Origin of the sequence: Kitasatospora sp. NPDC002040, assembly GCF_040296785.1 — a bacterium.
Classification (GTDB): domain Bacteria; phylum Actinomycetota; class Actinomycetes; order Streptomycetales; family Streptomycetaceae; genus Kitasatospora.
This window is the reverse complement of the sequence record NZ_JBEOXV010000003.1, coordinates 389,117-401,825: the sequence shown is the minus strand read 5'-3', so window position 1 is coordinate 401,825 and position 12,709 is coordinate 389,117. Positions and strand designations below refer to the sequence as shown.

The 12,709-nt window shown below is 70.6% G+C and carries 10 protein-coding genes; 4 read left to right on the top strand and 6 right to left on the bottom strand.

Features of this window, described 5'->3' with window-relative positions:
• The first annotated feature begins 48 nt into the window (after positions 1–48).
• The 3 genes from ABT118_RS12105 to ABT118_RS12095 are packed head-to-tail and all read left to right on the top strand — an operon-like array spanning position 49 to position 3,767.
• Positions 49–1,419, top strand: a complete 1,371-nt coding sequence (locus ABT118_RS12105; protein ID WP_350662043.1) for a condensation domain-containing protein — start codon at positions 49–51, stop codon at positions 1,417–1,419.
• Entirely contained in the window at positions 1,419–2,477 is a 1,059-nt protein-coding gene (locus ABT118_RS12100) for a polysaccharide deacetylase family protein (RefSeq protein ID WP_350662021.1), read from the top strand. The genes ABT118_RS12105 and ABT118_RS12100 overlap by 1 nt, the downstream gene beginning before the upstream one ends.
• Positions 2,478–2,483: 6 nt before the next feature.
• Positions 2,484–3,767, top strand: coding sequence for an MFS transporter (locus ABT118_RS12095; RefSeq protein ID WP_502884530.1), 1,284 nt, complete (start codon positions 2,484–2,486; stop codon positions 3,765–3,767).
• Positions 3,768–3,789: 22 nt separating this feature from the next.
• On the opposite strand, the gene ABT118_RS12090 is transcribed toward ABT118_RS12095, so the two are convergent.
• The 6 genes from ABT118_RS12090 to ABT118_RS12065 all read right to left on the bottom strand — a co-directional run bounded on the left by ABT118_RS12090 (position 3,790) and on the right by ABT118_RS12065 (position 11,379).
• A complete protein-coding gene (locus ABT118_RS12090) occupies positions 3,790–4,842 on the bottom strand; it encodes an SIS domain-containing protein (protein WP_350661981.1) in 1,053 nt (350 codons plus the stop codon).
• Positions 4,843–4,959: 117 nt separating this feature from the next.
• Positions 4,960–6,273 (bottom strand): extracellular solute-binding protein, encoded by a 1,314-nt coding sequence (locus tag ABT118_RS12085; protein ID WP_350661957.1) that lies wholly within the window; start codon positions 6,271–6,273, stop codon positions 4,960–4,962.
• Positions 6,274–6,640: 367 nt separating this feature from the next.
• Positions 6,641–8,164 (bottom strand): glycoside hydrolase family 3 protein, encoded by a 1,524-nt coding sequence (locus tag ABT118_RS12080; protein ID WP_350661925.1) that lies wholly within the window; start codon positions 8,162–8,164, stop codon positions 6,641–6,643.
• Between the two features lie 7 nt (positions 8,165–8,171).
• Positions 8,172–9,011, bottom strand: a complete 840-nt coding sequence (locus ABT118_RS12075) for a carbohydrate ABC transporter permease (RefSeq protein WP_350661897.1) — start codon at positions 9,009–9,011, stop codon at positions 8,172–8,174.
• On the bottom strand, positions 9,008–10,021 hold the full coding sequence (locus ABT118_RS12070; RefSeq protein ID WP_350661880.1) for a carbohydrate ABC transporter permease: 1,014 nt from the start codon (positions 10,019–10,021) through the stop codon (positions 9,008–9,010). Before ABT118_RS12070 ends, ABT118_RS12075 begins: the two co-directional genes overlap by 4 nt.
• A 92-nt stretch (positions 10,022–10,113) precedes the next feature.
• On the bottom strand, positions 10,114–11,379 hold the full coding sequence (locus ABT118_RS12065; RefSeq protein ID WP_350661832.1) for an extracellular solute-binding protein: 1,266 nt from the start codon (positions 11,377–11,379) through the stop codon (positions 10,114–10,116).
• Positions 11,380–11,712: 333 nt separating this feature from the next.
• Here ABT118_RS12065 and ABT118_RS12060 point away from each other — a divergent pair, with 333 nt between their 5' ends.
• Positions 11,713–12,507 (top strand): GntR family transcriptional regulator, encoded by a 795-nt coding sequence (locus tag ABT118_RS12060; RefSeq protein ID WP_350661793.1) that lies wholly within the window; start codon positions 11,713–11,715, stop codon positions 12,505–12,507.
• The last annotated feature ends 202 nt before the right edge of the window (positions 12,508–12,709 follow it).

Here is a 12,709-nt window from a genome sequence, read left to right as displayed (position 1 = left end):
GCAGACATCGGACTCGGACGAGGCAACTCGACGGAAGGTTGGACCACGATGACCACGGTCAACGAGCGGACCATCAGGCTGGACTCCGCACGGACCGGCAAGGGCCCCGCGACCTGGGGGCAGCGGGCGATCTGGGGGGTCGTCACCCGGCTGGGCGACGACGCCCCCCGGTACAACGTGCCCGCCGAACTCCCGGTCTCCCCGCCCCTCCCGCCGTCCCGGGTGCTCGCCGAGCTGACGGAGCTGCTGCTGCTGCACGACAGCCTGCACACCAGGTTCCTGCCGGACGGCCCGGACGGCCTGCTGCAGGTGGTGGACGGCAGCGGCGAGCTCCCGGTGGAGGTCAGGACCTGCTCGGCCGCCGAGGCCGCGGAGGTCGGTGCCGCGCTGCTCCGGGAGTTGGCCGGGCGCTCCTTCGACCACGAGCGGGAGTGGCCGCTGCGGGTCGGCCTGGTGGAGTGCGAGGGCGAGGTCCACCGGCTGGTGCTGGTCGGCTCGCACGCCGCGATGGACTACTGGGGCCAGGGCCGGCTGCTGCGCGACCTGGAGTCGGTCCGGGCCGGGGAGACCGCCGAGTCGCTGCGGCTGGCCCGCCCGGCCCTCCAGCCCCTGGAGGCCGCGGAGTTCCAGGCCTCGCCGCTCGGCCGCCGCCGGGACGAGGCGGCCCGCCGGCACTGGGTCGAGCAGCTGACGGCCGGTCCCCGGCAGATCTTCCGGGAGCCCGCCGCGCCGGAGCTCGCCGCCGATCCGGACCGCCTGTTCCCCAACGCCCTGCTGCGCTCGCCCGCGCTGGCGGTCGCCGTCGGACGGGTGGCGGCGGAGCTGGAGGTGAGCGACGCCGCGGTGCTGCTGGGCGCGGTCTCGCACCAGCTGGCGCTGAGCTCGGGGAGCAGCGACGTGCTGTTCCAGGTGGTGGTGGGCAACCGGTTCCAGCCGGCCGCCGCCGCGGCGGTCAGCACGGTGGCGCAGGAGGCGCTGTTCCGACTCCCGGACGCGGACCGGGACTTCGGGGACGCGGTGCGGCGGACCAGGTCGCTCGCGTTCGCCGCGTTCCGGCACGCCGCCTACGACAAGTGGGCGCTGGACCGCGAGATCGCGCTGCTGGCCGAGAAGGGCGAGGCGGCCGACCACTCGTACTGGTGGAACGACACCCGGGACCCGGGCGTGGGCCCGTTCGACACCGTCGAGCGGCCCCGGGCCGCGCTGAGCGAGCTGATCGGCCGGACGGTGCTGACCTGGCCGACGGACTTCCCGGCCCGCCGGAACGTCTCGATGGCGGTGGACGTGCTGACCGCCCCCGGCGCCCTGGACCTCGCCATGACCGCCGACCCGGCCGTGATCGACCGCGCCGGGATGGAGCGGTTCCTGCGCGGGGTCGAGCGGCTGGTGGTCGCCGAGGCGATCGCCCTGGGGGACTGATGGCGACGCGGTACGCGGGGATCGCCTGGACCGGCGCGGGCTACCGGGTCGAGGTGCTGGACGGCGCGGGGCTGGCGGCGGCGGAGCCGAGCAGCTGGGGCGGCGCCCAGGTGGCCGAACTCATCGCCTGGCTGCGGGACCTGAGCCGGGAGCAGCCGACCGCCGTGGTGCTCGACAGCACCAACGGCCTGCTCGACGGCCCGATGACCGCGGCCGGTCTGGAGGTCTACCGCGCCGATCCCTGGCAGCTGCCGCCCCGGCCCGGGTTCGGCTCCGTCCCGGCCGGGCAGCTGGCGGAGCGGGCCCGCAGCGCGCCCGGCGCGCTGGCCCGGGTCACCGCCGAGGGCGGCAGCCTGACCGGCCGCGCCGAGGAGTTCTTCGAGGGCGTCCGGCGCAGCGAGCCGATCCGGGCCGAACTGCAGGCGGCCGGACGCTGGTTCGAGCACGGTCGCCGGGACGTCGACCGGGTCGCGCTCACCTTCGACGACGGCCCCGACCCGGTGCACACCCGCCAGGTGCTGGAGATCCTGGACCGCTACGGCGTCCTGGCCACCTTCTTCTGCGTCGGCCACCACGTCACGGCGCTGCCGGACGAGGTGCGCCGGATCGCCGCGGCCGGGCACGAGCTGGGCAACCACTCCTGGTCCCACCCCTACCTGCCCGACCTGACGGCGGATCAACTGCGCGAGCAGCTGGACCGGACGGCGGCGGCGGTGGCCCGGGTGACCGGCCGGGCCCCGACCCGGTTCCGGCCGCCGTACGGCGCGCTGAGCACCGGGCTGCCGACCGCGCTGGAGGGGCATCCGGCCACCCTGACGATGTTCGACGTCGACTCCCGCGACTGGACCCGGCCGGGGTCGGAGCAGATCGCCGCGACCGTCCTGACGGCCGCCCGGCCCGGCTCGGTGGTGCTGATGCACGAGGGCGCCGGCGACCGCGGCCAGACCGTCCGCGCCCTGCCGTCGATCATCGAGGGCCTGCTCGAACGCGGCCTGGAGCCCGTCACCGTGGGAGAGCTCGAAGCGCCTCCCCACCACGATCCACAACTGAAGGGTTGAGCAGCAATGAGCGATCGCTTGGCGGACCACACTGCCGAGGCGCCGTCCCCGGAGATCGAGGACCCGGCCGCGGCCGCCTTACCGTCCGGGGAGCCGGCGATCTGGTCCCGCAACTTCCGGTACTACTTCACCGCCCGCAGCGCGGGCCTGCTCAGCTGGGCCATGCTGCCGGTCGCGGTCGCGGCCGGCCTGCTCAGCGGCGGGTACGGCCTGGACACCGCCGGGTACGCGATGGCCTTCCTGGTGGCGCCGTTCGCCGGTCTGGTGCTGTTCGGCGGCGTGCTGGCGGACCGGTTCACCGCCCGCCGGATGATGATCATCGCGGACCTGGCCAACCTCACCGCGCACGTCCTGCTCGCGCTGCTGTTCCTGCACGGCATCGACCACCTCTGGCAGCTGTACGGGCTGCTGGTCGTGGCCGGCACCGCGAACGCGCTGTTCCAGCCGGGCGCCTCCTCGACCGTGCCGCTGGTGGCCCGGGACGTGCAGGGCGCCAACGGGGTGCTGCGCACCTCCGAGGCGATCACCGGTCTGGGCGGCCCGGCGCTGGCCGGCGCCCTGGTCGGGTTCGGGTCCACCGGCTGGGTGATGGTGATCTCCGCGGCCGCGTACGCGACCAGCGCGGTCTGCCTGTTCGCGCTCCGGCTCGGGGTGGTGCCCGCCCCGCCGGCCGGTGAGAGCCTGTGGCGCAACCTGGCGGTCGGCTGGCAGGAGTTCCGCTCCCGCAGCTGGCTCTGGGGCGTGATCGTGATCTGGATGTTCTACGCGGTGCTCTCCTGGGGGCCGCAGCTGTCGGTGGCGGCCGGCGTGATCGTGCCCGCGCACGGTGCCACCGCCTTCGGCCTGATCAACTGCGCGCTGGGCGCGGGCACCGTGGCCGGCGGCCTGCTGGCGATCCGTTACAAGCCCGCCCGGCCGCTCGCCGCCGGGGCGGTGGCGATGGCGGCCTACCCGCTCTACCCGCTCGGGATCGTGCTCGGCTGGCCGGTCTGGCTGCTCGCCGCGGCCCAGGTCGCGGTCGGGGTCGGGATCGGCGTCTGGGGCGTCATGTGGGCCACCAGCGTGCAGACCCAGGTGCCGGGCGAGGTGCTCAACCGGGTGCACGCCTACGAGGTCGCCGGCTCCGTCGGCATGTACCCGATCGGCAGCGCGCTGGCCGGACCGGCCGTCGACGCGTTCGGCACCGACAAGGTACTGCTGGTCGGCGTGGTGGTCGGCTTCCTCACCGTCGGCGCGCTGCTGGCCGCCCGCCCGATCCGCACCCTGGGCCGGGTGCCGACCCGCGCCTGAACCGCGCCCGGGCCGGGGAGCGTCACGCCTGCAGCTTGGCCAGCACCCGGGGTGCGTCCGGGTCCTGGCCCCGGGCGATGGCGACCTCGTAGGCCAGCTGCTGCAGCGGCAGGATCTCCAGGATCGGCTGGACCTCCTCCGGGACTCCCCGGGGGAGGGCGAAGCCCGCGGAGGCGGCGTCCACCTGCTCCTGCTGACCGATCACCACCAGGTCCGCGCCCCGCCCGCGCAGGCGGTCCAGCACCGGCTGCAGCGCCTCCCCGCCCTTGCCGTCCGGCACCACCGCGATCACCGGGGAGACGTTGTCGACCATCGCCAGCGGACCGTGCAGCAGATCCGCGCCGGAGAACGGCGAGGCCGGGATGTAGGTGGTCTCCATCAGCTTGAGCGCGCCCTCCCTGGCGGTCGGGTAGCCGTAGCCGCGCGAGGTGAGCACCAGCCGCTGGGCGAACCGGTACCGCTCCGCCAGCGCCTTCACCTCGGCCTGCCGGTCCAGCACCTCCCGGGCCAGCTCGGGCAGCACCTCGGCCGCCGCGCCGTCCCCGCCGCGCAGCCCCTCGACCAGCAGGTAGAGGGCCAGCAGCTCGGCGGTGTACGTCTTGGTGGCGGGCAGCGCCTTCTCCGGGCCCGCCAGCAGGTCGATGTGGAACTCCGACACCTCGGCCAGCGGGGAGTCGGCGTTGTTGGTCACCGCCAGGGTGACCGCGCCCGCCTCCCGGGCGGCCTTGGTGGAGGCCACCAGGTCGGGCGAGCCGCCGGACTGACTGACCGTGACCGCCAGCACGTCGGTGAGGTCGGGCCTGGCCCCGTAGGCGGTGATGGTGGACATCGAGCTGAGGCCGGCCGGCTTGCCGAGCCGGATCTCGGTCAGGTACTTGGCGTACAGCGCCGCGTTGTCGGAGGTGCCGCGCGCGGTCAGCAGCACGAAGCGCGGCTCGCGGCCGGCGATCTCGGCGGCGATCTCGCGGATCTTCGGGCCGCCCTGGTCGAGGATCCGCCGCAGCACGGCGGGCTGCTCGGCCATCTCCGCCGCCATGATCCGGCCGGGGGCAGGCGCGTGCTGCGGGTCGGTCATCTGACGGTGCCTCCGCTCGGGACGGTCGCTCCCCCTCCGTGATGCTACGAGCGGGAACGCCCCCGGGCACCCGCGGTGCGCCGTCCGAGAAAGCCCGGACGGCGCACCGGTGGGAGGTCAGGACGGGTTGTTGATCAGTTCGTCGATCTTCGCGTCGGCCTCCAGGGTGGCCGCGTCGACCGACTTGCCCTTGAGGATGTCGTTCAGCATCGTGACCAGGACGTTCTGCTTCTCGATCGCGCCCCAGCCGGGGGCGATCGGGGTGAACCAGGCGTCCGGCACCGCGTTGGCGGCGGCGGCCGTGGCCGGCTTGGACTTCAGCGGGCTGAGCTGGGTCAGGTTGTTCGGCAGGGTGTCCTTGTCGACCAGCACCTGCTGCGACTTGGCGCTGGTGAACATCCGGATCCAGTCCTTGGCCGCCTCCTGCGACTGCGACTTGGCGGTCACCGCGAGGTCCGAGCCGCCGATGAAGGAGGGCAGCGGCTTGCCGTTCGGGCCGGGCATGCCGACCACCTTCAGGCTCTCCTTGAGCTTGGGCTCACCGCCGACCGGGGCGATCGCGGTCCCGATCTCCCAGCCGTTGCCGTACATCATCGCGGTCTTGGACCGGCCGAGCACGGTGGCCTGGTTCAGCTCGTTCACCGTCAGGTCACCCTTGTTGTACGTCTTCACCAGGTCGACGAAGTGCTGGACGCCCTGCTGCGACTTGGCGTCGTGCAGCGCGCCGTGCCACTTGCCGGCACTGTCGAAACGGGCGATGGTGCCGCCGTAGGCGGTCACGTAGGACATCGCGGCGTACCAGTACGGGCCGGGCAGGTAGAGCGCGGAGTAGCCCTTGTCGCCCTTGTGCTTGGCCGCCACCTTGTCGAGCGCGGCGCGCAGCTCGTCCTCGTTCTTGGGGAACTCGGCGCTGCCGGTGGCCTCCTGGAACGCGGCGGCGTTGTAGATGCCGACCCGGGCGCCCGCGTAGTACGGCACGCAGTAGAGCTTGTCCTGGTACGTACAGGTGTTGACCAGGCCCTGGATCCAGGTGTCGGAGTTCTCGTAGCTGGCCTTGTCGACCGTCGCCAGCGAGCCGTTCAGGATGTATTTCATGGTCTCGGTGTTTCCGAGTTCGACCACGTCCGGTGCCCCGCCGCCGGCCAGCGCCGCGTCGAGTTTCGTGATCTTGTCCGCCCAGGTCTGGTAGCTGAGCTTGAGATCGACCTTCGGGTACTTCGCCGCGAACTCGTCGTTGACCTGCTGGACCAGTTCGGGCCAGCTGGCCTGCGCCTCGGGCATCAGCCAGATGGTGACGGAGCCGGTGACGGACTTCGGGTCGGTGGTACTGGGACCGCTGCCCTTGGCCCCGGAACCGGCGCTGCCCCCGCAGGCCGCTGTGCTGGCGAGCAGTGCCGCGACGCCGAACGTCGCCATGAGCCGACGGTTCACGCCATCCTCCCGGTTGCTTGGTCCGGCCCAACTGTGGTTTAGACCGGATTGCTGGAGACTGGCCTAGACCAAAGCTGAAGTCAACGATTACCGGGGCTCAAATCACGGACGTTGCAGACCTGTTGTGAGTTGTGTGCGCCCTGTTGCCGCACCGACACTAAGGGTTCCGTTAAGGCTCCCTTAAGGCCCCCTTGAGGGAGCACCGTCATTCCGCTCCGGCATTTCCCGGCCGCCGGAAAAATGCCGGGACATGACAGGTCTGACGCACCGTCAGCCACCTGCGGCGGAGCGGAATTCGACCCCGGAAAACACGGAAACCCACCTGCCGGCGCAGATGGGTTTCCGAGTTGGTGCGGGTGCGTTCGGCCTACTGGCCGGTGAGCACCTCGACGGCGGCGAGTCCGAGGACCCGGGCCGCCCCGTGGGTGGCGATGTACAGCGCGCCGGCGGGCGCGGCCTGCGGGACGCCCATCTCGACCACGGCGCCGTCCGGACGGGCCGTCAGGACCCGCTCCAGCACTGCCGTCATCCAGTCGTAGCGGTGCGCGTCCCGGACCACCAGGACCAGGCTGCGGCCCTCGGCCTCGGCCAGCAGCCGGGCCACCGTGGCGTCCAGCGCCTCGGGGGCGGCGTCCGCGGCGTCGACCTTGGCCGTCCGGGTGCCCGGGAAACGGGCCGTCAGCAGACCGGACAGGCCCCAGGGGGTGTCGTCGCCGACCGCGAAGTTGGGCTGGTCGGAGAGCGAGACCACGTACGGGCGCTCGGTCACCGGCGGGAAGGCCCGGCCCGGGGCGCGGACCACGCGCAGGGCGCGGCGGGCGGCCCGCAGGCCGATCGCCAGGTCCGGCTCGGCCAGCTGGCCCTGGGCCTCGATCCGGGCCCAGCTGCCGAGCGTGCGGACCCGCTGGGCGGCGTCGGCCAGGCGCTCCTCGGACAGCGCGCCGGAGCGGACCGCCTCGACGATCGCGTCCCGGAGCTCCAGGACGGTCTCCTCCTCGGTGGACCCGCCGCCGACGCAGATCGCGTCGGCACCGGCGGCCAGCGCCATCACGGTGCCGGGGCCCATGCCGTAGGTGTCCGCGATGGCACCCATCTCGATGCCGTCGGTGACGATCAGGCCCTGGTAGCCCAGCTGACCCCGGAGCAGGTCGGTGAGCACCGCGGGGCTGAGCGTCGCGGGCAGCTTCGGGTCCAGCGCCGGGACCATGATGTGAGCGGTCATCACGGCCTTGGCGCCGGCCTCGATCGCGGCCAGGAACGGCACCAGGTCGCGGGAGCGGAGCAGGTCCACGTCCACGTCGACCATGGGCAGGCCCAGGTGCGAGTCCACGGCGGTGTCGCCGTGGCCGGGGAAGTGCTTGGCGCAGGCGGCGACGCCGACCTGCTGCAGGCCCTCGACCCAGGCGGCGGTGTGGCGGGCGCACAGCTCGGGGTCGGCGCCGAACGAGCGGACGCCGATCACCGGGTTGCGCGGGTTGGAGTTGACGTCGGCCGCGGGCGCCCAGTTGTAGTTGATGCCGCAGGTGGCCAGCGCCCGGCCCAGCTCGCGCGCGACGTCGCGGGTGAGCGCGGTGTCGTCGACCGCGCCGAGCGCGAGGTTGCCCGGCCAGGAGGAGCCGGAGCCGACCTCCAGGCGGGTGACGTCACCGCCCTCCTCGTCGATCGCGATCAGCAGGTCGGGGTTGACCGAGCGCAGCTCGGCGGTGAGCGCCGCGAGCTGCTCCGGGTCCACCACGTTGCGGGCGAACAGGGCCACCGAGCCGAGGCCGGCCGCCAGGTGGCGGCGGACCCACTCGGGCATGGTGGTGCCGACGAAACCGGGCTGAAGGACCGTCAGGGCGTCGCGGTGCAGCTGGTCGCTGTCGGTCACGGCGGGGGTGAGGATGCTCACGCGCGGGTCATCCCTTCACGGCGCCGTCGGTCATGCCACCGACGGCCTTGCGCTGGAGGAACAGGAAGAGGATCAGGATCGGGACGGCGAACAGCGTCGAGGCGGCCATGGTGGCGCCCCAGTCGTTGCCGAAGTTGCTCTGGAACGAGGTCAGCCAGAGCGGCAGGGTCTGCGCGGTGCCCTCACCGGTCTGCTTGTTCAGGATCAGCACCAGCGGGAACTCGTTCCACGCGGTGATGAAGCCGAACAGCGAGGTGGACATCAGACCGGGGGCCAGCAGCGGGAAGACCACCTTGACGAAGGCCTGCACCCGGGTGCAGCCGTCCACCATCGCGGACTCCTCCAGCTCCTTCGGCACGGCGGCGATGAAGCCGCGCAGCGTCCAGATCGAGAAGGGCAGCACCATCATGGTGTAGAAGATCGTCAGCGGGACCAGGCTGTTCAGCATCTCGCTGTCCCGGGTGATCAGGTAGACGGCGATCACCATGACCTCCCAGGGGGCCATCTGCGCCGCCATGATCACCAGCACGAAGCTCTTCCGGCCGCGGAACTTCAGCCGGGCGACGGCGAACGAGGCCAGCATGGCGATCACCAGCGAGGCCAGCACCGCGCCCACCGTGACGGTGAGGCTGTTGCCGACCATGGTCCAGAACTGGTCGGCGTGCACGGCCCTGTCGAAGTGATCGAGGGTCGCCTCGAGCGGGATGAAGACCGGCGTCTTGCTGATGATGTCCTTGTTCGGCTTGAACGCCGTGGAGACCATCCAGTAGACCGGGAAGATGAAGAAGACGAAGAGGACGACCGCGATCAGGTTCGGCCAGCTGCGTCCGACGATCGAGCGCTTCACAGCTCGTCCTCCTGCTTCAGAATGATCCTGAAGTAGTACGCCATCAGCGCACCGAGGATCAGGATGGTGAGCACGGCGATCGATGCTCCGGCGCCGTAGTGCTGGTTACCGATGCCCTCGATGTACGCGTACACCGGCAGGGTCTCGGTGAGTCGTTCCGGACCGCCCGCGTTGAGGGTGAACACCTGGGTGAAGCACTTGAAGATCCAGATGACCTCGAGGAAGGTCGTGGCCAGGAAGAACGGGCGCAGGCTGGGGAAGATCACCGAGGTGAAGATCTTGGTGGATCCCGCACCGTCCATCCGGGCCGCCTCGTAGAGCTCGGCGGGGATGGTGGTGAGGCCGGCGTACATGTTGAAGGCCACGAACGGGACCGAGCCCCAGACCACCAGCAGGGTGATCACGAAGAACGTGGACATCTGGCCGCTGTACCAGTTGTACGTGGCCATGCTGTCCCAGCCCAGCTGGGACAGGAGCCAGTTGACGACGCCGAACTGACTGTCGAACAGCCAGGTGTAGACGGTCGTGCTGGCCACGATGGGCATCGCCCAGGCCATGATCAGGGCGAACGAGAGGAGCAGCCGCATGTTCTTGCCGAGCCGGTTCAGCAGCAGGCCGACCAGCGAGCCGAGCACCATCGTCAGCACCACGTTGACCAGCGTGAACGCGACCGAGCGACCGGCCGTGTTCCAGAAGGCCGCGTTGGTGAGCTGGTCGCTGTAGTTGTCGAAGCCGTTCCACTCGGTCAGGTGCTGAATCAGCTGACGCTTGTTCAGGTTCTGGAAGGAGATGATGAAGGTCTTCACGAGCGGCCAGCCGAGCAGGGCCAGCGTGGCCGCGACGGCGGGCAGGATCAGCAGATACGGGGCGCTCCTGGCGAGGAGGCCCGGACCGGCTGCCGGTCTGGTGTTCTTCGGGGCGCCCTTCACAGCGGCCGCCTGACTGGGATCCACGGCGTCCTTCCCGACCAATGGGGACCGTGTCTGCACCCGCTCCGAATGCACAGCCATCGTTCTCTCTTCCTACCCAACCGGCCACAAAACAGGGTGACGGCGCCGCACACCACGCTCCCCTGGAGCCTGGTGTGCGACGCCGTACGGAATTACTGCTTCTGCGCGAGGCGCTTGGTGATCTCTTCGTCGTACTTCTTGGCCGCGGCGTCGTAGTCGCCGGCGAGGGCGGCGGTCAGGAAGTCCTTGATCGGGTTCGGGGTGTTCTCGACGTTGGCCCAGGCCGCGATGTTCGGCGTGGTGTCACCGCTCGCGGAGGCCGGGATGGCCGCCTTCGCGAAGTCGGTCACGGCCAGGCTGTTCAGCGACGGCTTGTTCGGGATCAGGCCGGTCGAGGCCATCTGGCCCTCGAACTTGTCCGACATGGCGAGCTTCAGGAAGCCCTTGGCCAGGTCCTGGTTCTTGCTCGCCTGGGCGATCGCCAGGTTGGAGCCACCGAGGAAGACACCGGACGGCTTGTCCGCGGCGACACCGGGGATCGGGAAGAAGCCGATCTTCTCGGCGGCCATGTCCTTGGGGGCCGGGGCCTCCCAGCCGAGGCCGATCATGGCGCCGACGTCACCCTTGGCGAAGATGCCGCCCTGGGCCGGGGTGGCCTCGTCCTTGTCCTTCGGGGCGTTCGAGTAGCTCTGCAGCTTCTTGTACTGCTCGAACGCGGCCTTGGCCTCGGGGGAGGACAGGTTGCCGACGTACTTGTCGCCGTCCTTCTTGACGATCTGGCCCTTGTTGCTGACGACCAGGCCGAAGTAGGTGTACCACTCCTGGCCGGGCAGGTAGATCGGGTTGGTGACGCCCGGGACGGCCTTCAGCTTGTCCAGGTCGGCGTAGAACTCGTCCAGGGTCTTCGGGGCCGCGGCGATGCCGGCCTTGGTGAAGAGCTCCTTGTTGTAGATGACCACGCGGTTGGTGAAGTACCACGGCGCGGCGTACTGCTTGCCCTCGAAGACCGAGGAGTTGTTCAGGTTGGCAGCCCAGTCGTTGCCGCCCAGGTTGGCCTTGTCCTTGGTGAGGTCGAGCAGGCCACCGGTGGCCGCGTAACCCGCGGTCTGGGTGTTGCCGATCTCCAGGACGTCGACCGAACCCTCGGAGAGGGCGGTGGTGACCTTCGCGCCGATGCCGTTCCACTTCTGGATCTCGAGCTTCAGCTTGGCGCCCGGGAACTCCTTCTCGAAGTCCGCCTTGATGCCGTCCTGCCACGTCTGCGGCGCCGAACCGTCCATCACCCAGGCGGTCAGGGTCTTGCCGTTGTAGTCCTTGGGCTTGGCCGCGTCGTCGGCCTTCTTGGCGTCCGAACCACAAGCCGCAAGACCGACGACCATTGCTGCGACGCCGACCGCCGCGATGAGCTGACGCTTCACGCCATCCTCCTGAGGGATGCCCGGGTTACCCCCACCCGGGCGGCGACCCAACCGATACAAATCGGGGGGAAGGGGTCGCGAACCCTTGGGACGGGGTTGGGAAATTCATGTGTGGTCTGCAGTGGTGTAGACCAGATGCCTGGAGCTTGGCCTAGACCAATGGGCGTGTCAACGGCTCTTCGAGCAAACCGGACCACCCGTTATCAAGCCGACACCGCTCATCGTTCATCGCGTGATGAGGGCCCCGTTCACAGCCCATACGTGCAACGATGTGTGCCGTTAACGAGGAAGCGTGGCCTGGGAAGGCTTCGCGAGCACCGGGAGATGCGGCCGATGAGCAGCGACGGGGGCACCACTGCCCAGGTGAACCACCCCCAGGCCAAGAGCCTTCCGACGCAGGGGGCGGCCGATCCGACCGCGCGCGTCCCGAAGTACTACGGCCTGAAGCGACACCTGCTGCAGCTCACCGAGACGCAGCCGGCCGGCACCCCGGTGCCGCCGGAGCGCGCGCTGGCCGCACAGTTCGACACCTCCCGGACCACCGTCCGACAGGCCCTGCAGGAGCTGGTGGTCGAGGGGCGGCTGGAGCGGATCCAGGGCAAGGGCACCTTCGTGGCCAAGCCCAAGGTCGCCCAGGCACTCCAACTGACCTCCTACACCGAGGACATGCGGGCCCAGGGCCTGGAGCCCACCTCGCGCCTGATCGAGGTCGGCTACATCACCGCCGACGACCGGCTGGCCCCGCTGCTGGACATCAAGCCCGGCGGCCGGGTGCTCCGGATCGAGCGCCTGCGCCTCGCCAACGGCGACCCGATGGCGATCGAGGTGGCCCACCTCTCCGCGAAGCGCTTCCCCGCACTGCGCCGCAACCTGGTCAAGCACAACTCCCTCTACACCGCGCTGCGCGAGGTGTACGGGGTGACCGTGGCGGAGGCCGAGGAGACGATCGAGACCACGCTGGCCAACCCGCGCGAGGCCGGCCTGCTCGGCTCCGACCTGGGGCTGCCGATGCTGCAGCTGGCCCGGCACTCCTTCGACGCCGACGGCGCACCGGTCGAGTGGGTCCGTTCGATCTACCGCGGCGACCGCTACAAGTTCATCACCCGCCTGCAGCGGCCCTCTTCCTGACGGAGAGTAGTCCGGTATCCGGGAAGTTCCGCACGGAGTAGTGACACAGGTCACCCGGTGTCCTAGATTTCGCTGCCGTAGTGACCAATCGATCACCACGGGTGCTGCTCGGCGGACGCACGATCGTGTGCGTTGCGGCGCGTTGAGGTGAGCCCTCACCAGCGGAGCCGCATACATGTCGTCAGAAAACCCGCCCGGAGCG

Coding starts and splice junctions, on each gene's coding strand:
- ABT118_RS12095 (WP_502884530.1), top strand. CDS start 2,484: ATGAGCGATCGCTTGGCGGACCACACTGCCGAGGCGCCGTCCCCGGAG.
- ABT118_RS12070 (WP_350661880.1), bottom strand. CDS start 10,021: ATGGCTGTGCATTCGGAGCGGGTGCAGACACGGTCCCCATTGGTCGGG.
- ABT118_RS12105 (WP_350662043.1), top strand. CDS start 49: ATGACCACGGTCAACGAGCGGACCATCAGGCTGGACTCCGCACGGACC.
- ABT118_RS12100 (WP_350662021.1), top strand. CDS start 1,419: ATGGCGACGCGGTACGCGGGGATCGCCTGGACCGGCGCGGGCTACCGG.
- ABT118_RS12090 (WP_350661981.1), bottom strand. CDS start 4,842: ATGACCGACCCGCAGCACGCGCCTGCCCCCGGCCGGATCATGGCGGCG.
- ABT118_RS12060 (WP_350661793.1), top strand. CDS start 11,713: ATGAGCAGCGACGGGGGCACCACTGCCCAGGTGAACCACCCCCAGGCC.